Source organism: Rhodanobacter sp. K2T2 (genome assembly GCF_013408815.1).
GTDB lineage: Bacteria > Pseudomonadota > Gammaproteobacteria > Xanthomonadales > Rhodanobacteraceae > Rhodanobacter.
The window spans coordinates 354,104-371,236 of record NZ_JACCCA010000004.1 but is presented as its reverse complement, the minus strand read 5'-3'; the positions used below and the strand labels follow the sequence as shown (position 1 = coordinate 371,236).

Annotated in this window: 17 protein-coding genes and 1 pseudogene; 13 read left to right on the top strand and 5 right to left on the bottom strand. The window is 63.2% G+C overall.

Annotated features, from left to right (window positions below; translation table 11 throughout):
• Window positions 1-101: 101 nt before the first annotated feature.
• A pseudogene (csrA, locus tag HDE78_RS21065) lies at window positions 102-266 on the top strand (carbon storage regulator CsrA); the annotation flags it as partial.
• Between the two features lie 876 nt (window positions 267-1,142).
• The gene (locus HDE78_RS09135) at window positions 1,143-2,207 is read left to right on the top strand and encodes an HDOD domain-containing protein (protein WP_179478450.1); all 1,065 of its coding nucleotides are present in this window, start codon (window positions 1,143-1,145) and stop codon (window positions 2,205-2,207) included.
• Window positions 2,208-2,292: 85 nt separating this feature from the next.
• On the opposite strand, the gene HDE78_RS09130 is transcribed toward HDE78_RS09135, so the two are convergent.
• The 5 genes from HDE78_RS09130 to HDE78_RS09110 all read right to left on the bottom strand — a co-directional run bounded on the left by HDE78_RS09130 (window position 2,293) and on the right by HDE78_RS09110 (window position 6,537).
• The gene (locus tag HDE78_RS09130) at window positions 2,293-3,573 is read right to left on the bottom strand and encodes an HDOD domain-containing protein (protein WP_255457717.1); all 1,281 of its coding nucleotides are present in this window, start codon (window positions 3,571-3,573) and stop codon (window positions 2,293-2,295) included.
• Window positions 3,574-3,662: 89 nt separating this feature from the next.
• Entirely contained in the window at window positions 3,663-4,109 is a 447-nt protein-coding gene (locus HDE78_RS09125) for a flagellar protein FlgN (RefSeq protein WP_179478448.1), read from the bottom strand.
• The gene (gene flgM / locus HDE78_RS09120; RefSeq protein WP_179478446.1) at window positions 4,106-4,420 is read right to left on the bottom strand and encodes a flagellar biosynthesis anti-sigma factor FlgM; all 315 of its coding nucleotides are present in this window, start codon (window positions 4,418-4,420) and stop codon (window positions 4,106-4,108) included. Before flgM ends, HDE78_RS09125 begins: the two co-directional genes overlap by 4 nt.
• A gap of 108 nt (window positions 4,421-4,528) precedes the next feature.
• Window positions 4,529-5,230 carry a flagellar basal body P-ring formation chaperone FlgA gene (gene flgA, locus HDE78_RS09115; protein ID WP_179478444.1) on the bottom strand — a complete coding sequence of 234 codons (702 nt, stop codon included), beginning with the start codon at window positions 5,228-5,230 and terminating at the stop codon, window positions 4,529-4,531.
• Window positions 5,227-6,537 (bottom strand): methyl-accepting chemotaxis protein, encoded by a 1,311-nt coding sequence (locus HDE78_RS09110; RefSeq protein WP_179478442.1) that lies wholly within the window; start codon window positions 6,535-6,537, stop codon window positions 5,227-5,229. The genes flgA and HDE78_RS09110 overlap by 4 nt, the downstream gene beginning before the upstream one ends.
• A 362-nt stretch (window positions 6,538-6,899) precedes the next feature.
• Here HDE78_RS09110 and HDE78_RS09105 point away from each other — a divergent pair, with 362 nt between their 5' ends.
• From HDE78_RS09105 to flgK, 11 genes are all read left to right on the top strand, one after another.
• On the top strand, window positions 6,900-7,829 hold the full coding sequence (locus HDE78_RS09105) for a chemotaxis protein (protein ID WP_179478440.1): 930 nt from the start codon (window positions 6,900-6,902) through the stop codon (window positions 7,827-7,829).
• A 189-nt stretch (window positions 7,830-8,018) separates the two neighbouring features.
• On the top strand, window positions 8,019-8,420 hold the full coding sequence (flgB, locus tag HDE78_RS09100; protein ID WP_179478438.1) for a flagellar basal body rod protein FlgB: 402 nt from the start codon (window positions 8,019-8,021) through the stop codon (window positions 8,418-8,420).
• Window positions 8,420-8,851: a flagellar basal body rod protein FlgC gene (gene flgC, locus HDE78_RS09095; protein WP_179478436.1), complete on the top strand. Its 432-nt coding sequence runs from the start codon at window positions 8,420-8,422 to the stop codon at window positions 8,849-8,851. Before flgB ends, flgC begins: the two co-directional genes overlap by 1 nt.
• A gap of 15 nt (window positions 8,852-8,866) precedes the next feature.
• Window positions 8,867-9,547, top strand: coding sequence for a flagellar hook capping FlgD N-terminal domain-containing protein (locus HDE78_RS21245; protein WP_343205722.1), 681 nt, complete (start codon window positions 8,867-8,869; stop codon window positions 9,545-9,547).
• Window positions 9,548-9,585: 38 nt separating this feature from the next.
• Complete coding sequence (flgE, locus tag HDE78_RS09085) at window positions 9,586-10,812, top strand: flagellar hook protein FlgE (RefSeq protein ID WP_179478434.1); 1,227 nt, start codon at window positions 9,586-9,588, stop codon at window positions 10,810-10,812.
• 9 nt (window positions 10,813-10,821) lie between these two features.
• Window positions 10,822-11,562, top strand: a complete 741-nt coding sequence (gene flgF, locus HDE78_RS09080; RefSeq protein ID WP_179478432.1) for a flagellar basal-body rod protein FlgF — start codon at window positions 10,822-10,824, stop codon at window positions 11,560-11,562.
• A 37-nt stretch (window positions 11,563-11,599) separates the two neighbouring features.
• Window positions 11,600-12,385 carry a flagellar basal-body rod protein FlgG gene (gene flgG / locus HDE78_RS09075; RefSeq protein ID WP_179478430.1) on the top strand — a complete coding sequence of 262 codons (786 nt, stop codon included), beginning with the start codon at window positions 11,600-11,602 and terminating at the stop codon, window positions 12,383-12,385.
• 9 nt (window positions 12,386-12,394) lie between these two features.
• Complete coding sequence (gene flgH, locus HDE78_RS09070) at window positions 12,395-13,084, top strand: flagellar basal body L-ring protein FlgH (protein ID WP_179478428.1); 690 nt, start codon at window positions 12,395-12,397, stop codon at window positions 13,082-13,084.
• Window positions 13,085-13,128: 44 nt separating this feature from the next.
• Window positions 13,129-14,220 carry a flagellar basal body P-ring protein FlgI gene (locus HDE78_RS09065; RefSeq protein ID WP_179478532.1) on the top strand — a complete coding sequence of 364 codons (1,092 nt, stop codon included), beginning with the start codon at window positions 13,129-13,131 and terminating at the stop codon, window positions 14,218-14,220.
• Window positions 14,220-15,176, top strand: a complete 957-nt coding sequence (flgJ, locus tag HDE78_RS09060) for a flagellar assembly peptidoglycan hydrolase FlgJ (protein WP_179478426.1) — start codon at window positions 14,220-14,222, stop codon at window positions 15,174-15,176. The genes HDE78_RS09065 and flgJ overlap by 1 nt, the downstream gene beginning before the upstream one ends.
• Window positions 15,177-15,240: 64 nt before the next feature.
• Window positions 15,241-17,133 carry a flagellar hook-associated protein FlgK gene (gene flgK / locus HDE78_RS09055; protein ID WP_179478424.1) on the top strand — a complete coding sequence of 631 codons (1,893 nt, stop codon included), beginning with the start codon at window positions 15,241-15,243 and terminating at the stop codon, window positions 17,131-17,133.

The following is a 17,133-nucleotide window of genomic DNA, read 5'->3' as shown; positions in this document are numbered from 1 at the left end:
TCGACAACGGATATTCGACATTTAGGCTGATACCTTTTTGAAAACGCATCGTTCGATGCACATTAGAAGTAAAAATCGATGATGAGCGCATGGATGGCACAATGCTTATATTGACCCGCGTTATTGGCGAATCCCTGATCATTGGCGATGACATCGTCGTGACCGTGTTGGGCATCCGGGACAGTCAGATCCGTTTGGGTATTTCGGCTCCCAAACATATATCGGTACATCGAGAAGAAATCTACAAACGCATTGAGCGTGAGCGAAGGCCGATGCGCGATGAATTGGATCGTCTCCCCGAGCCGTCGTCCTCGGCTGTTCTCTCGGCGCCGTCTGCGCGTGATGTCACGCAGATACCAGTGACGTCTCGCGGCCGCCGGCCACCGTCCAAGTAACGTTATCCCACCGACGTGGCGTGACATGCGTGCATCCGTCGGCGCAACACGACAACGGGCGTGCGACGACGGACGGATTCAACTACGAAGTGCGCCTCGGTTGAAAGAAGCATCGAAAATTTGTTGTGGCGTGCGCAATCCCAACCGCTTGCGCGGTCGCTAGTCGAGCTTGTCTCCATCGCCTGGATATCGACGTCGGAGTAAGCGCTCAGATCGCTACGCTTGGGCAGGTGCCGCCGGACCAAATCATTGGTATTTTCGTGGCTGCCGTGCTGCAGGATGCGTAGGGTTAGGCGAAGTAGCTTTTGGCGTGCAGGGCGATATCGATCACCGTATGCTTGACGAATTCACTGCCTTTGTCCCTGGTCAGGTATGCACGCGAGTCTGCACGGCATGCAGAGCATGGACGACGGCGCGTATGACCGTGTCGCCTCACCGTTGGGTACACGGCGCATCCACAGCAGGGTGGGCCGAGTCTGTTGTGCAAGCCGCTTTTTGCGGACGGCTCGTTTGTACGTGCCCCGAGCGGCGGATTCTTCCCATGCGACATGGAGCGCGCGGTCGCGCCGGGTACCGCGCTCAAGTATTGGTATCGTCGGCCGTTGACTAACGAAGCGTGTCGACGGGTCTCTGGCGTGGCATCGGCGAGCGGCAAATGCGGTGGCGGTTAGTTAGGGCCGGGTTGCTGCAGCGGAGGATGCGGCGGCCTATGGGGATTGAGCGGAGGCCCGCATCGGGGCGTAAAACATGGCAGGAATCTGGAAGCGACTGTTTACGAGCGATGGGCCGCAGGTCCGATCGGTCGTCGTGGCGGCAAAGAGCGGTGCCTCAGCATCGAGTGCTTCAACCTCCAGCATCGACCTGGCGACGGTGCCAGAGGCTCCGGCTCTTGACGGTGCCGACATCGACGACCGCTTTTATCGCCTGATCCTGGGCATGGCCGACTCGACGGTCACCGATATGCGCCTGCCGGAAGTGGCGATGCTCAAGCGGCTCGACAAGCTGTGCGGCGCGGATCGCTTCGACATCGCCAGTTTGCCGCGATTGCCTGCGATATTGCCGCAGCTTTTGCGTCTGCTCAAAAGTGAGCAGGCCGATGGCATCGGGATCGCCCGACTGATCGGACGTGATCCCGTATTGGTAGGCGAAGTGATGCGCGTGACCCAGAGCGCGCATTTCCGCACGCTCAAGCCGATCGTGAGTTTGCAGCACGCCGTCGTGCTGCTGGGCCATGACGGCCTGCGTACGATGGTGACGCTGCACGTGATGAAGCCGATCCTGCAGGGCAGTGCCGGTATGCTCGGCCATTCGGCCGGCCAACTCTTGTGGGATCACGCCGAGCAGTGCGCGCATGCCGGGATGTTTCTGGCGAAAGGTCACAGCGACCCGTTCGAAACGTATCTTGCCGGTATCGTCAGCCATGCCGGTTTCGGCGCGATGATCCGCTTACTCGACCAGGAAGTTTCGCCCACACTCGGTGCTTTCAGTGCGGAGTTTCTCAGCAGCTGCGTGAGGATAGGCAATTATCTGTCCCTGCGTGCCGCGCTGCATTGGGAGTTGCCGGCCAACGTTATCGAGGCATTGCGCGAGCGCATGGAGGCGCGCAGCCAGCCGCCGTGCAGTGGGCTCGGCAAGGTGCTGCTGGCAGCCGATCACCTGGCGATGCTGCAACTGCTCAGTCTCAATGGCCGGATCGAGCGTGGAACGCCGCTGGTCAAGGAGCGGGTCGACGGCCTGTCGGCGGTGCACGTGGAACGGGCGCGAAGCGATTTGTGGCGCCGCTTTGGTTCGTCCGACGGCTTTGGCCGGTAAACCGCGAGCCCGCATTCGCGCGCAGTGGAAATATGTGTGGCCTGCGGCGATGCGCGCCGCTTGCGGCACGATAGCCCTGGGGCTCTCAGTACGCTTGCCGGTTGGCGAAGTTGTAGACCTGATCCGCCCACTGCGTGGATTCGAGATAAATCGCGGACATTCGTTCGATGTCCTGCGGCTGCGTGTCGGTGGCGCCCAGCTCGCCGGCTTCCCATAGATAGATCTGTCGCAGAGGTACCGCGAATGGGCCGCGATTTTCCACCAAGGCTTCGTGGATTTCCGGAGCCAGCGGTAGATGGCTCAGCAAGAACGTCATCGGAGCGCACATGAGTGTGTCCAGCAGCGAGAGCAAGCCGGCCATGAAGGCCATGTCCCGAAAATGGACCGGCATGTCCTGCGAGAGCTTTTCGCACATGTGGGCGCGAATCAATGCTGCGCGCAACAGCTCCGGCGGCCGGTCGTCCATGCCGCCCAGCGCCATGGTGTAGATCCAGTTGCGCATACGCGCTACACCGAAGAAGATCGCTGCCTGCTGAATCGATTTGAGCTGACGCGGCAGCGCAAAATAGGCCGAATTGACGCAGCCGAGCAGTTTGTAACTCAGTACGGCATCCTCGCGGATAATCTCGCCCAGTTCCACCGGCCCGGGATTGTTTTCCTGCAGCGCCTTCATCAGGCGCAGAAGGTTTAACCGGCTCGCGGTGAGCACCGGCAGGTCGAACTGCTCGGGCAGTAGCAGGTAGCGCCCCTGGATGCCCTGCACTGGCAGGTTTTCGCAACGGCTGTAGATCTCGGGGTCGTCGACGAAGCCGGCAATCACGTTCAGCCCGCGCGCATGCAGCTCGGCGCTGCGTAAAGCCAGGGCCTTCGCATCGATGGCACCCGCGTCCAGCCGCACCCAGGTGGCCATGGCCAGCAGCGGCTCCAGATTGCCGTAGGGCCGCTCTGCCTTGGCGTCCAGTTCGCAGAGGTCGAGCATGAGCGCGCAGCCGCGATCGGCCAATTGCTGCAGACGTGGAACCAGATCCACATCGGCGATGCTGACAGGGTCCACGATGATGCCCAGCCGCGGATGCTGAGCCAGCACGTCGGTCTGCTCCATCAGCAAATCGCGCGACAGGCGAACGAAGGCGCGATTGCCGCGCACGAGCTGCCCCATCCCACCATCGGTGATGGCGGCAAGCAGTCGGCGCATCAGCGTCGCTTCGGCATCGACCCCCAGTTCCTCGCGATGAAACAGCAGCTCATAGGCGACCAGTTGCCCGCGGTGGTCCAGCATGGGACTGCGCACGATCGGCAGCGGCATGTCGACGTCGAGCGTGCCGGCATCATCGTGGCGATGCGTATTGGCGGGAGTTGAGCTCATGATCTTTCGTCAGCTCGGGCAAATGCTTTGTCGTTGCCAATGATCGGCAAACGAGGGTCGCGGCCGTCGCACGAGTGGTACCGCACGGCTCAGGCTTCGGCCAAAGGCAACGAACGGTGTCCGATATGCAAGGTTCCGCTATGACCGTAGATACCGCTGTCGGAACCATTTCCGGTCAATACGGAAAGCGCCCGGCGCACTTGCAAGAGCCGCTGCCCGACCAGGGCACCGTTGCGCTGGTTCTTGTCCCGGCAGGCGGTGAGATTCTTGAGCAGCTCGCTCCATGCCGGGTCGACCGTTCGCGCCGTCTGTGCGGATGCGGCGCTCAAGTGCAGCCGCTCCGCATCGAGCTGCTCAAGTCTGCGAGTCAGCATCTGCTTGGCTTCGCCGGAGCGATTCAGGGCTTCGGCATCGGCCTGGATCAGCGCCTCGCGTTCTTCATCGAGCACCAGAATCAGCTGCATCGTGGCTGCCCGCATGTCGGCCACGATGGCCTGCAGGGCGCTGTCGAGTTCGGCCTGCAGAGGAGGGGTCATGATGTGCCGTTGATCTGGCTTTCGATCGACGCGAGACGGTCGGCGATCTTGCCGGCGTCGACATGATAACTGCCGTTGGTCAGCGCCTTGCGAATCTGCTCGACTTTGGCCGTATCGACCGGGCTCTGCGCGCTCACGCTGGTCGCCTGATGCAGCGCGTGGGCCGAGTCGGTCAGCTTGATGCTGTCATCGGACTGTGGCGCGGCGGAGCCGCTGGTGCTGGCGCTGCCGGTCTGATTGCTGGCGCTTCCTTGGCTGGTCGTCGCCTGCGGCAGAACGGGCAATCCGTTGGATGAAATGGTCGTGTTCATAGGTCTTAGGATTCTCTTGTGCGTTGAGCCCTGTAGTGAGCTTATCGGCATCAGCGTTGGAAACTTTAAGGTCGCCGATCCGACGCGGGTATTCGGTCCATTGCCACTTTAGGGTAATGCCTTCACTTCGCCTGCGGCCAGCACCACGCCAGGCACGATCAGCCCCGAATGCCCGTTGCGTACGCGCAGGCGCGTTCCGGTGTCGCCGCCGTCCAGCGCCTGGCCTGTGGTGCGCACTTCGATACCGTCGAGCTGGGCGATCAGTTCCACTTGATCGCCCGCCCGCACCATCTCGCGACCGTTCAGCTGTCCGGGCTGGAGCACGGTGCCTGGGCTCAACGGACGCGCCAGCGAACGGCCAGCCACCTGATCGAGGCTCTCGACATAGCCGTAGCCCAACCGAGTGACGTCGCGTTCTTCGCTATGCACATCGCCGGCACCGACGCTGTCCCCGCGCGCCAGGGGCCGGGTGGTGACCAGCACCTGCCGGTAAACCTGCATCTGGACCGGTACGCGGATAGTCCAGCCTGCTTGGGTCGGGCAGCTCACCGACACCGCCACGCGCGAACTGACCTGCGGACCCGTGGGCAGGCGCGCCAGCAACGGCTGCGGACAGGGCGCAAGCCGCAACCGCGGGTTCAGCGGCTGCGGCACGATGACGAGTCGCGTGCCGGCTTTGTCGTATTGCGTGCGCACCGCCTGCTCGGCGACGGTGCGCACGTCGGAAGAAGACATATCCGCGCCGCGCGCCGCGCCGTTCGCCGTCATGGCCAAGACCCATAAAAGAGTGATCAGCCGCGGTCGGGTCATGGTCGATCGTCCGCCAGCATGCTGGCCAGGTGGGTATTCAGGGCTTCTCGCTCGCCTTCGAAGACTCTCGACAATTGGGCGGCCTGATCCAGCTGGCCGCTGCCCAGCAATTCGAGAAAGGCGTTGCCCTGTTCGTGCAGCCGAGCCGCGGATTCACGCAAGCTCTGGCTTGCCGGATGGTTGTCGTGTCGTGCCGCCAGCCGCCCCAGGCTGCGTTGAAGCGCATCGGTATCGAACCAACGGCGGTCCAGAGCGGTGGGTTCCTGCAGCGCCAGCTCCATGCCATGGCGCAGCCCCTGCACGGATTCGCGCACGGTCAGGCTGAGGCTGGCTAGGTCATTGCCGCTTTCGCTTTCGAGCCAGCTCAGGCACAACCGATGCGCCAGCACGGCGGCGCGGTTGAGCCCGTCGCCATGACGACGTACCTCGTTGGCGCGGCGCTGAAGTGCGCCAAGCGATGCCTGGATGGTGGTGGTACGCACCTGCAGGCCGTCCTGATTTTCGCGCAGCGTTTGCACGCGGCCGCGCGCCGTCTGCAGCGCTTCCTTACCCTGCTGCAGCTGGATTTCAGCCGCGCCGATGCTGCTTTGCGCACGCTCCAGCCGCTGCAGTCCGGCTTGCACATCGGTATCCATATGCAACGAGAATTCGCCGATGGCGCCGGTCACGCTTTCGATTTCGGCCGTGGCCAGCGCCGTCTTTTCGGCCAGCTGCTTGACCTCGTCGGCGACAACGGCGAACCCACGCCCGGCTTCGCCAGCGCGAGCCGCCTCGATCGCCGCGTTCAGCGCAACCAGGTTGGTTTGATGAGCGATCTCCTGCACGTTGGTCGTCAAGGCGCGAATCTGGGCGACCTGTTTGGTGAGGTGGCTCTGGTTGTGATTCATCGCCGACAGTGCGCTGCGCAGCAGCCTCAGCTGACCATTCAATTCGCCGACCGTGGTCCGGCTGCATTCGTCGGCCACGCCAGCCGCATCGAGATTGCCCTGCACCTGCTGCAGCGCGGCGGTGATGCCGGCGCTGCCATCCGTCAAACGGCCGACGCTATCGCGGCATTCGCTCGCCGACTGTTCCAGTGAGGCTTGTTCGCGCTGGAGCGCCTGCGCGTTGGTCAGCACAAGACTCTGCTGTTCCAGCGATTGCAGCGCGACGGAGGCGGGTGGACGGGGTGCCAGCTTTGCCAGCAGCGGCGCCAGTGCGCGGGCCGCGGAGGGATGCTTGAGGCTTAGCGCGGTCACCTGCGCCTCGTTTCCGGCGAGTGCGGCTTGCGTCAGGGCGGCCAGATGCTGGCTGAAGATCAGGCTCATAAGCAAAGCAATTCCTAAAGGTCGTGCACCAGAGATCGTCTGGAAGCGCAGAAACTTGAGCAAGCAAAGCACATGCCATGGTCGAGCGGATGAGCGGCGAGGCAACCCGCAGGGCCGGGTCTGTGTGCCCCCTTCCTGCGTCATCGCTCGGTCGTGGTCTCTCGTTCTTCCTTGGCCTGCGCGCCAACAGTTCCCGGCGCGGGCCACGCGGAGACGTTGAACAGGCTCTAAAGATTCGTCCGAAATACGGCAGCGCCGCGGAGAACAGCCACCATCACTGCGCTCAAGTCTGTGCTCAGCGCGGCCGATAGCCGTAGATAGGCCGCGCGGTAAAACGTGGCCCAGCATCTTCGAGGATTCGTATGGCTGCCGCACCGCTGTTGGAAAGCGTGGAAAACCACACCCGGCTGGCCGGACACAATCGGGTGGCGATGCTGCTGTTTCGTCTCGGCGATACTCAGCTGTTCGGCATCAACGTGTTCAAAGTGCGCGAGGTATTGCGCAAGCCGCCGCTGGAGCGATTGCCCAGTATGCACGACCTTCTGGCGGGCAGCTGTGACTATCGGGGCAAGACCATTCCAGTGATCGATCTGGGGCTGGCGATGGGTTATCCGCCGTTGACTGCGATGGACTGCGCCCATCTCGTGGTCACTGAATTCAGTCGCTCGGTACAGGGCTTTCTCGTAGCCGACTTCCAGCGCATCGTGCACTGCAGGGGTGAGGCTCTGGAAGCGCCATCTTCTACCCTGGGCTTTGGCAATCGAGTGAGTGCGGTGACTCGCATCGACGGCCAGCTGATGGCGGTTATCGATGTGGAGCAGGTGCTGGTAAGCATCGACGATCCGGTGATCGAGATATCGAGCCGCCTGCAGCAGGCAGCCGAAGAGACGTCGAAACGGCCGCATCGCATACTTGTCGTGGACGATTCGCTCGTGGCGCGGCAGCGTTTGCTCAGCATCTTCCGCCAGATGCACCTGGATTGCGTCGTCGCCTTCGACGGTCGTGAAGGTCTCGATCGCCTGATCCAAGAAGCGGATGCGCCTGACGGGCAAGGCATCGACCTGGTGGTTTCCGACATCGAAATGCCATGCATGGACGGCTATGCGCTGACACGGGCCATTCGCGAATCTCCTGCCCTGCGAGGGATCAAGGTGGTGCTGCACAGTTCCCTCAGTGGAGTGTTCAACGAATCCATCGTGCGTGACGTGGGTGCGGATCGCTTCATCGCCAAATTTCAACCGGATCTGCTGGCGCAGACAGTACTGGAGCTGTTGACCACGTCAACAAATTGACGCCGGTTCATCGAATCGGACAGCGTCGGGATTTCGTCTCGAACCGTCGGCATACCGTCGCCATCGTGGGTGAGGCGGGCGGCTGCACGCGTCTGACAGGGGCGTAGACCGCCGCCCTGCGCGGCTTTATCGGGATGGCATGCAATTTGCTCCTGACTTCCGGGCGACCATCGCCGCGGGAGTTTGCCCATGACCATCACCACCGACAGCGTGTTCGGACTCAATGCGCCGGCGCTCGAGCTGTGGCAGCGTCGATCCGAAGTGCTGGCCTCCAATCTGGCCAATGCGGATACGCCTAGTTACCAGGCGCGCGACGTCGATTTCCGCGCCGCTCTAAAGCAAGCCGGTGGCGAGTCCGACCAGCTCGCGATGAGCACGCCTAGCGCGGGACAGATGGATGCGAGCAGCGCCAGCGCCGACGCGCTCAAGTATCGCGTCCCCATGCAGCCCAGCATGGATGGCAACACCGTCGACACCCAGGTCGAACAATCCGCCTTCGCGTCGAACACCGTTCACTATCAGGCCAGTCTGAGCTTCATCAATGCCACCATTCAGACGCTGCGCCTGGCCATCACCGGAGGTACCAGCTGATGTCGCTCATGAAGATTTTCGATACCGCCGGATCCGGCATGGCAGCGCAGTCGCTGCGGCTCAATACGGTGGCCAGCAACTTGGCCAACGCCGACAGCGTCAGCAACAGTCCCGACTCGGCCTATCGCGCAAAAGAACTCTTGTTCGCGCCGATGCAGAGCGCGTCGGCGGGCTCGGTCGCACAGGATGCCAGCGAAGGCACCAACGGCGTGCGCATGCTCGGCGTTACCGAAAGCCAGCAGCCGGTTTCGTCGCGCTACGAGCCGGGCAATCCCATGGCCGATGCCAACGGCACCGTGTACGGCAGCAACGTCAACCCGATCGACGAGCTGGTCAACATGATTTCGGCATCGCGCTCGTACCAGAACAACGTTGAAGTGATGAACAGCGCCAAGCAATTGGCGATCAAGACGATCGAACTTGGCAGCTAATCAGAGGAATCATCGGTGACCATCGGTAGCGTTTCATCCACCAACCCCAGCTCGCTCAGCCTGACCGGCAGTACGGCGACGACGCCCACGTCGGGTTCGCAGCTCACTCAGGCGGACTTTCTCAAGCTGATGACCGCGCAGCTGCAGGCGCAGGACCCCACCAGCCCGATGGACAACTCGCAGTTCGCCTCCCAGCTGGCGCAGTTCAGCCAGCTGTCGGCGACGCAGGATCTCGACACGAACGTGCAGTCGCTGAGTAGTTCGCTGGGCACGTCGATGCAGACCTCGCAGGTGCTCAGTTCGGCCAACCTGGTGGGTCGTCAGGTGATGGTGCCCTCGAGCACGGCGGCCTACAGCGGCACGGCAGCCGTCAAGGGCGCGGTCAATGTCGCCAACGCCGGCGATATCCAGGTGCAGATTACCGATAGCACCGGCACCGTGGTGCGCTCGATCGATCTGGGTACGCAGCAGGTCGGGCTGGCCAACTTCAGCTGGGATGGCAAGGACAACAACGGCAATGCCGTCGCCGCCGGTAGCTACGCGCTGTCGGCAAACAATTCGGGAAGCACGACGGCGCTGACGACCTACGTTTCTGCCGCCGTCACCGGTGTGGGGTACGCGGGTAGCGCGGGTACGTATTTGCAGGTAGCGGGAATCGGCGGCGTTCCGCTGAGTCAGATCGCACAGATCAACTGATCGCGGCACCACCTTAATCACTTTTCGGAGAAACCAGCATGGCTCTCAATCAAGCGCTCAGCGGCATCGTCGCCGCTCAATCCGATCTCAACGTCATCTCCAACAACATCGCCAACGCCGGGACCACCGGCTTCAAGGGCTCGCGCGCGGAATTCGCCGATGTATTCTCGGTGACCGGGCTCAACCTCGCCGCTACAGCGGTCGGCAGCGGTGCGCGGCTGACCGATGTGGAGCAGCAGTTCACCCAGGGCGACATCCAGACCACCAACAACAGCCTGGATCTGGCGATCAGCGGCAATGGATTCTTCGCGGTCAACAACGGCGACGGCGTCTCCTACACGCGCAACGGCGATTTTCACCAGGACGCGACCACGGGCTTCGTGGAAACCCAGGATGGCTCGCGCCTGCAGGTCTACGCGCCCAACGGCGCCGGCGGTTTCGATACCAGTTCGCTGACCAACCTGCAGCTCAACACCGCGCAAAGCAACGCGACGGCGACCAGCGCGATCAGCATCACGGCGAACCTGCCGTCCAGCGCCACGGTTCCGACCAATACGCCGTTCAACCCGAGCGATTCGACGACGTATAACAATGCCACGTCGCTGACGGTTTACGACTCGCAGGGCGGTTCGCACCAGGCCACGGTCTATTACGCCAAGACCGGCAACAACACGTGGAACGCGAACCTGTATATCGACGGCGCCAGCGCAGGAACCCAGGCGATCACGTTCAATACCTCCGGCCAGCTGGCCACGCCGGCCAGCGGCAATCTGTCGTTCACGCCGACCCAGCCGACCAACGGCGCCACGTTTCCGGCCAACATGACGGTCAACCTGTCCAACACGACCCAGTTCGGTACGGCGTACTCGGCAGGATCGACCAGCCAGAACGGTTTCCAGGCCGGCACGCTCTCGTCGATCAATATCGATGCCAACGGCATCGTGACAGCGTATTACTCGAACAATCAGAGCAGTCAGCTCGGCCAGGTAGCGATGGCCAACTTCACCAACCTGGGTGGCCTCGATCAGATCGGCAACACCAGCTGGAAGGCCAGCTCGGCCTCGGGCAGCGCCATCATGGGCACCGCCAGCACCGGCCAGTTCGGCACGATCCAGTCGGGCGCGCTGGAAAGCTCCAACACCTCCGACACCACCGCCCAGCTGGTGGACATGATCCAGGCGCAGCGCGACTACCAGGCCAATGCGCAGGTGCTCAGCACCGACAGCACGCTGGCGTCCACACTGTTCCAGGCCGTGTCCAGGTAATCGGCCGGCATGGATCGCTCTGTCTACATCTCGATGACCGGCGCCACGCAGACGCTGCAGGCGCAGGACGCGGTGAGCCACAACCTCGCCAACGCATCCACGGTCGGGTTCAAAAGCGAGCTGAGCGCTTTTCAGAGCATTCCGGTGCAGGGCGACGGCGCGGCGACGCGGATCAATGCGGTGGCTCAGGGCATCGGCGAAGACGAGTCGCAGGGTACGCCGCTGACGACCGGCCGATCGCTGGACGTCGCCGTGCGTGGTAACGGCTGGATCGCGGTGCAGGCGCCGGATGGCAGCGAGGCCTATACGCGAGCGGGCGATCTGCAGCTGACGCCCGATGGCGGGCTTACCGATGCGCGTGGCAACCCGGTGCTCGGCAACGGCGGTCCGATCAACGTGCCCAACAGCGCGCAGATCAGCATCGGCAACGACGGCACGGTATCCACCGTACCGTTGGGGCAGGGACCGAGCACGGTCGCCGAAGTGGACCGGATCAAACTGGTCACCGCCGATCCCGGTCAGCTGACCAAGGGCGGTGACGGGCTGATGCATGTCGCCGGCGGCGGTCAGGCGACCGCCGATCCCAGCGTGCTGCTGACGCCGGGAGCGCTCGAAGGCAGCAACGTCAACGCCTCGTCGGAGCTGGTCAAGATGATCTCGCTGTCGCGCCAATACGAAATGCAGGTGCGATCGATCAAGACGGCCGAGGACGATTCGGACGCCAGCACCAAACTATTGCAGACGAGCTGACCGCGGTCGCCTCGTCCCCATGCACTCGGAGTAAGCCATGTTTTCCTCTCTCTGGATCGCCAAGACAGGTCTCGACGCGCAGCAGACGCGGATGGACGTGATCTCGAACAACCTGGCCAACGCCAGCACCACCGCGTTCAAGACCTCGCGTCCGTCGTTCCAGGATCTGATGTATCAGAACGATGGCCAGCCCGGCGGCCAGACCACCGAGCAGACGCAGTCGCCATCGGGTCTGTTGCTGGGCACCGGCGTGAAGGTCGCCGGCAGCGAAAAGCTGTTTACCCAGGGCGCGATTTCGCAGACCGGCAACTCGCTCGACGTGGCGATCCAGGGCCGCGGCTTCATCCAGGTGAGTCTGCCCGACGGCACCGTCGCCTATACGCGAGACGGCTCGCTGCATCAGGACAATACGGGCCAGATCGTCACGGCCGACGGCTATCCGCTGTCGCCGGCGATCACGCTGCCCAGCAACGTGCAGAGTCTGACGATCGGTACCGACGGTACCGTCACGGCCACCACCAACGGCTCCACCACGCCGGCCACTGTCGGCACGATCCAGCTGGCCGACTTCATCAATCCGGCGGGCCTGCAGGCCATGGGACAGAACCTTTATCTCGAAACGGCGTCCAGCGGCACGGCGCAAACCGGCCAGGCCGGCGTCAACGGCATGGGTACGCTGGCGCAAGGTTCGCTGGAGTCCTCCAATACCAATGTGGTCGAGGAAATGGTCAACATGATCGAAGCGCAGCGCACTTACGAAATGAATTCCAAGTCGATCAGCGCCGTCGACGACATGTTGCAGTTCGCCATCAATAAAACCTGAGTTCCCGTCATGTCGCGCCTGCCTATCTTATTCACTCGTTTCCTCATGGTCGTGGCTCTGGCCGCGCTGGCTGGCTGCGTCATGGAGCCGACCCATCCGGACGATGGCAATTGGGCGGCGACGCCGCCGCCGGCACCGCCGCCGGCGACCCAGGCCGACGGCGCGATCTATCACGACATGCAGAACATGGAACTGTTCACCGATGCGCGCGCGCATCGCATCGGCGACATCCTCACCATCAATCTGGTCGAGAGCACGCAGGCCAGCAAGAAATCCGAAACCAGCACCGGCAAGACGGACAAGAGCACGATCGGTGCGCCGACCATCCTCGGGCAGTCGCTCAGCATCGGCGGCAAGACCGCGGACACCAGCACCAATGCGGCGCGCAGCTTCGACGGCACCGGCAGCAGTACGCAGAGCAACCAGCTCAGCGGCGCGCTGACGGTGACCGTGGCACAGCGCCTGTCCAACGGCAATCTGCTGGTGCGCGGCGAAAAGTGGCTGACCATCAATCAGGGCCAGGAACTGGTGCGTATTTCGGGCATCGTGCGCGCGCAGGACATCGAACAGGACAACTCGGTCTCCTCTACCCGCGTGGCCGACGCGCGCATTGCCTACACCGGACGAGGCACCCTGGCCGATGCCAACACGCAAGGCTGGCTGTCGCGCTTCTTCAATTCCAAGTGGATGCCTTACTGATGAACACAACGTTCCGTCGGCGGCGGTTCTCCGCTCGCATCAGTATGGCCACCGGCCTGCTGCTTGGGCTGTTCTGCGCGCCGCTGGCGCATGCGGACAAGGTGCGTGATCTGGTCGAAGTGGCCGGGGTGCGCAGCAATCAGCTGATCGGCTACGGGCTGGTGGTGGGTCTGGACGGCACGGGCGATCAGACCACGCAGGCGCCATTCACCACGCAGAGCCTGGAGAACATGCTCAAGCAGTTCGGTGTCTCGGTCCCGGCGACGGTACAGCCGCAGCTGAAAAATGTGGCGGCGGTGACGATCACGGCCCAGCTGCCGCCGTTCGCCAAGCCGGGTCAGACCATCGATATCACGGTGGCGTCGATCGGCAACGCCAAGAGTATCCGCGGCGGCGAACTGCTGATGACGCCGCTGCGCGGCGCGGACGGCGGCGTCTATGCGATGGCGCAGGGCAGCGTGGTCGTCGGCGGCGTCAGCGCGCAGGGTAAAAGCGGTTCCAGCGTGCAGATCAATATTTCCGCCAGCGGGCGCATACCCAACGGCGCGATGGTGGAACGCAGCGTGGCCTCGTCGTTCGGCAGCGGCGGCGATCTGATTCTCAACTTGAATACGTCGGACTACACCACCTCGGCGCGTATCGCCGAGGCGATCAATCGCTCGTACGGTGCAGGTACGGCGCATCCGCTGGACGGTGGCTCGGTCGCCGTGCGTGGGCCGCTCGATCCGGGTCAGCGCGTGGCCTGGCTGGGCGCGATCGAATCCCTGGATGTGCAGCCTGGCGATGCGCCGGCGCGGGTGGTGGTCAATTCGCGCACCGGCACGGTCGTGATCGGCTCGGATGTGCGGGTGACGGCGGCTGCCGTCGCCCACGGTGCAATCCAGGTCAGCATCAGCGAACAGCCGCAGGTCAGTCAGCCCAATCCCTTGAGCGGCGGCCAGACCGCGATCGTGCCGAACAGCACCGTATCCGTCAGCGAAGACGGCGCGCACATGTTCAAGTTCGGCCCCGGCGTCAGCCTCGATTCGATCGTGCGCGCGGTGAATCAGGTCGGCGCGACGCCGAGCGATCTGATATCGATTCTGGAAGCGCTGAAGCAGGCCGGAGCGCTGCATGCCGATCTGGTGGTGATCTGATGGCAGGCGCGGGCGACGTCGGTGCGCAGACGCTAAGTACTTGGACCAATCTATCCGGGTTCAATGCGTTGCGTCAGCAGGCGCAGACCGACAGCAAGTCGACCCTGCCGGCGGTCGCCAAGCAGTTCGAGTCGATTTTCACGCAGATGATGCTCAAGTCGATGCGCGCGGCCAGCTTCGGCGATTCGCTGTTCGACAGTCAGGCCGGCGACGAGTGGCGGGACATGTTCGATCAGCAGCTGTCGCTCGATCTTTCCCAACACGGCAAGGGTCTGGGCATCGCCGACATGCTGCTGCGTCAGCTCGGCGGCAAGGATGCGCAGAGTGCGCAGGCAGCGCACGCGCCGGGCGATCCGGCCGCGGCAGGTCTCGTCGATGGCTGGCGTCAGCGTCTTTACGAAGTGGCCGATGCGACGCGTTCGGCGGGACGTACGCTGCTTTCGTGGCTGCCGGCCGACGCCGAGGAATTCGTGCGCGAACTCGCCCCGCAGGCCAGCATCGTGGCCAAGCAGCTCGGCCTCTCGGTGCGAACCGTACTGGCCCAGGCCGCGCTGGAAACGCAGTGGGGCAAGCACATGCCGAAGCATCCCGACGGCAGCAGCAGTTTCAATCTGTTCGGCATCAAGGCCGGCAGCAGCTGGGATGGCGAACGCGTCAACGTGCCGACACTCGAATACGAAGGCGGGGTCGCTGTGCGCAAGCAGGCACAGTTCCGCAGTTACCGCTCGTCGGCCGACTCGCTGGCCGATTTTGCCGACCTGATCAACAACAACCCACGCTATGCGCAGGCTCGCGGTCACGGCGACGACGTGGTCGGATACGCCCAGGCGTTGCTTGAAGGCGGCTATGCGACCGATCCAGGGTATGTGTCGAAGGTGGCATCGATCGCCAACAGTCCGATGATGCGTCAGGCGCTCGATGCGCTCAAGAAAGCCGTCCCGTTGCCGACACCGTGATAGGTCACGAGTTCATTTCAGGGCGCCGGTACGCCACAGATTTTGGTTCTAGAGGGAAGTCGTGATGTCGAACATGCTCAGCAATGGCATCTCCGGATTGAATGCGGCGCAGGTCGCATTGAGCACCGTGAGCAACAACATCGCCAATGCGGGCACCACCGGTTACAGCCGCCAAAGCGTGCAGCAGGTCGAGAGCATTGCGCCGAGCAACGGCAAGTACACGATCGGCAGCGGCGTCGATGTCGTCGGCGTGCAGCGCGCCTACAGCCAATACCTCACCGGCGCGCTCTGGAGCAGCAATTCCAGCCTGCAGGCGGCCACCACCGCCAGCGGACTGACCACCACGTTGAACAGCCTGCTCAGCAACAGCGGCAACCTGCAGAGTTCGCTGGACACGTTTTACGGCGGTTTCAGCAGCGTGGCCAGCTCGCCAGGGTCTAGCGCGGCACGTCAGGCGCTGCTCGGCAATGCTTCGTCGTTGGCGACGGTTTACAACACGCTTGGTCAACAGCTCAGTCAACAGCGCACGCAGGTCAACAGCCAGATCGGCGACGCCGTTGCCAGCATCAATACAGTGAGTCAGCAGATCGCCACACTCAACGGTCAGATCACCGTCGCCAGCATCAACGGTACGCCGAACGATCTGCTGGACCAGCGCGACACTCTGGTGCAGCAGTTGACGGGCTTGACCGGCGCGTCCGCGGTGACCGAGGGCAATGGTTCGATCAGCATCTACACTTCGGCGGGGCAAACCCTGGTGAGCGGCACGCAATCGTATGCGCTGTCGACCAAGAGCAATCCGTACGATCCGACCACGACGGACGTGGTGGACAGCGCGGGCAATGACATTACCTCGCAGCTCAGCGGCGGCTCGCTGGGTGCCTTGATCAACTATCGCGACACCACGCTGGTGGCGGCGCAGAATCAGTTGGGCCAGTCGGCCGTGGCACTGGCGGACAGTGTCAATCAGCAACAGGCACAGGGTCTGGATCTCAACGGTAAACAGGGTCAGGCGATTTTCAGCGTCGGCAGCCCCGGCGTGCTGCCTTCCAGCAGCAACTCCTCCGGCGGCGCTACTGTTGCCGCGTCGGTGACGGATGTGTCGCAGCTGACCAGCTCGGACTACGTGCTTCGCTATACCGGTGCAGGTACCGGCACCAATGGCTGGAGCCTGGCCACGACCGGCGGCCAGAGCGTGTCGTTGACGGCCAACGCCGATGGCTCGCTATCCGGCGCGGGGCTGACCTTCAATACCTCGGGCACTGCGCAGGTGGGCGACAGCTACGAAATTCAGCCGACCCGCAACGCCGCCAGCACGCTGGCCGTCAGCCTGACCGACCCGAACGGCGTGGCGGCTGCGGCCGCACTGACGGCCACCGCGACAAAAACCAATACGGGTACCGGCGTGCCCGGTGCCGTCAGCGTCACCGATGCCAACAACGCCAACCTGCTGGCCGGCGCCAAGATTACTTTCGGCGCCGGCAACAGCTACAGCATTACCGATGGCAAGGGCAATACCACGTCGGGTACCTATGCAGCGGGACAACCGATCAGCGCGGACGGCTGGAGCCTCAGTCTGAGTGGGACGCCCGCCAGCGGCGACAGCTTCAGCGTGGCGGCGAATACCAACGGGCTCAACGACAGCACCAACGCGCTCGCGCTCGCCGGTCTGGCCGACGTCGGCATTCTCAATGGCGGCAAGACGTCGATCGTGCAGAGTTACGCCAACCTCACGACGCAGATCGGCACGGCAGGCAGCCAGGCGAATGCCGATCTGACCACGCAGACCAGCCTGTACAACCAGGCGCTGGGTAATCAGCAGAGCCTCTCGGGCGTCAACCTCAATGAAGAGGCGGCCAACCTGGTGAAATTCCAGCAGGCCTATCAGGCATCGGCGCAGGTGATTTCCACGGCGCAGTCGATCTTTTCCAGTCTTATCACGGCCATTCAGGCGTAA

Excerpts from the sequence above, each read along its gene's own strand:
- flgM (WP_179478446.1), bottom strand. The coding sequence starts at position 4,420 with ATGAACACGACCATTTCATCCAACGGATTGCCCGTTCTGCCGCAGGCG.
- flgK (WP_179478424.1), top strand. The coding sequence starts at position 15,241 with ATGTCGAACATGCTCAGCAATGGCATCTCCGGATTGAATGCGGCGCAG.
- HDE78_RS09135 (WP_179478450.1), top strand. The coding sequence starts at position 1,143 with ATGGCAGGAATCTGGAAGCGACTGTTTACGAGCGATGGGCCGCAGGTC.
- flgH (WP_179478428.1), top strand. The coding sequence starts at position 12,395 with ATGTCGCGCCTGCCTATCTTATTCACTCGTTTCCTCATGGTCGTGGCT.
- flgA (WP_179478444.1), bottom strand. The coding sequence starts at position 5,230 with ATGACCCGACCGCGGCTGATCACTCTTTTATGGGTCTTGGCCATGACG.
- HDE78_RS09125 (WP_179478448.1), bottom strand. The coding sequence starts at position 4,109 with ATGACCCCTCCTCTGCAGGCCGAACTCGACAGCGCCCTGCAGGCCATC.
- HDE78_RS09065 (WP_179478532.1), top strand. The coding sequence starts at position 13,129 with ATGGCCACCGGCCTGCTGCTTGGGCTGTTCTGCGCGCCGCTGGCGCAT.
- flgF (WP_179478432.1), top strand. The coding sequence starts at position 10,822 with ATGGATCGCTCTGTCTACATCTCGATGACCGGCGCCACGCAGACGCTG.
- flgJ (WP_179478426.1), top strand. The coding sequence starts at position 14,220 with ATGGCAGGCGCGGGCGACGTCGGTGCGCAGACGCTAAGTACTTGGACC.
- flgC (WP_179478436.1), top strand. The coding sequence starts at position 8,420 with ATGTCGCTCATGAAGATTTTCGATACCGCCGGATCCGGCATGGCAGCG.
- flgE (WP_179478434.1), top strand. The coding sequence starts at position 9,586 with ATGGCTCTCAATCAAGCGCTCAGCGGCATCGTCGCCGCTCAATCCGAT.
- HDE78_RS09110 (WP_179478442.1), bottom strand. The coding sequence starts at position 6,537 with ATGAGCCTGATCTTCAGCCAGCATCTGGCCGCCCTGACGCAAGCCGCA.
- flgB (WP_179478438.1), top strand. The coding sequence starts at position 8,019 with ATGACCATCACCACCGACAGCGTGTTCGGACTCAATGCGCCGGCGCTC.
- HDE78_RS09105 (WP_179478440.1), top strand. The coding sequence starts at position 6,900 with ATGGCTGCCGCACCGCTGTTGGAAAGCGTGGAAAACCACACCCGGCTG.
- HDE78_RS09130 (WP_255457717.1), bottom strand. The coding sequence starts at position 3,573 with ATGAGCTCAACTCCCGCCAATACGCATCGCCACGATGATGCCGGCACG.
- flgG (WP_179478430.1), top strand. The coding sequence starts at position 11,600 with ATGTTTTCCTCTCTCTGGATCGCCAAGACAGGTCTCGACGCGCAGCAG.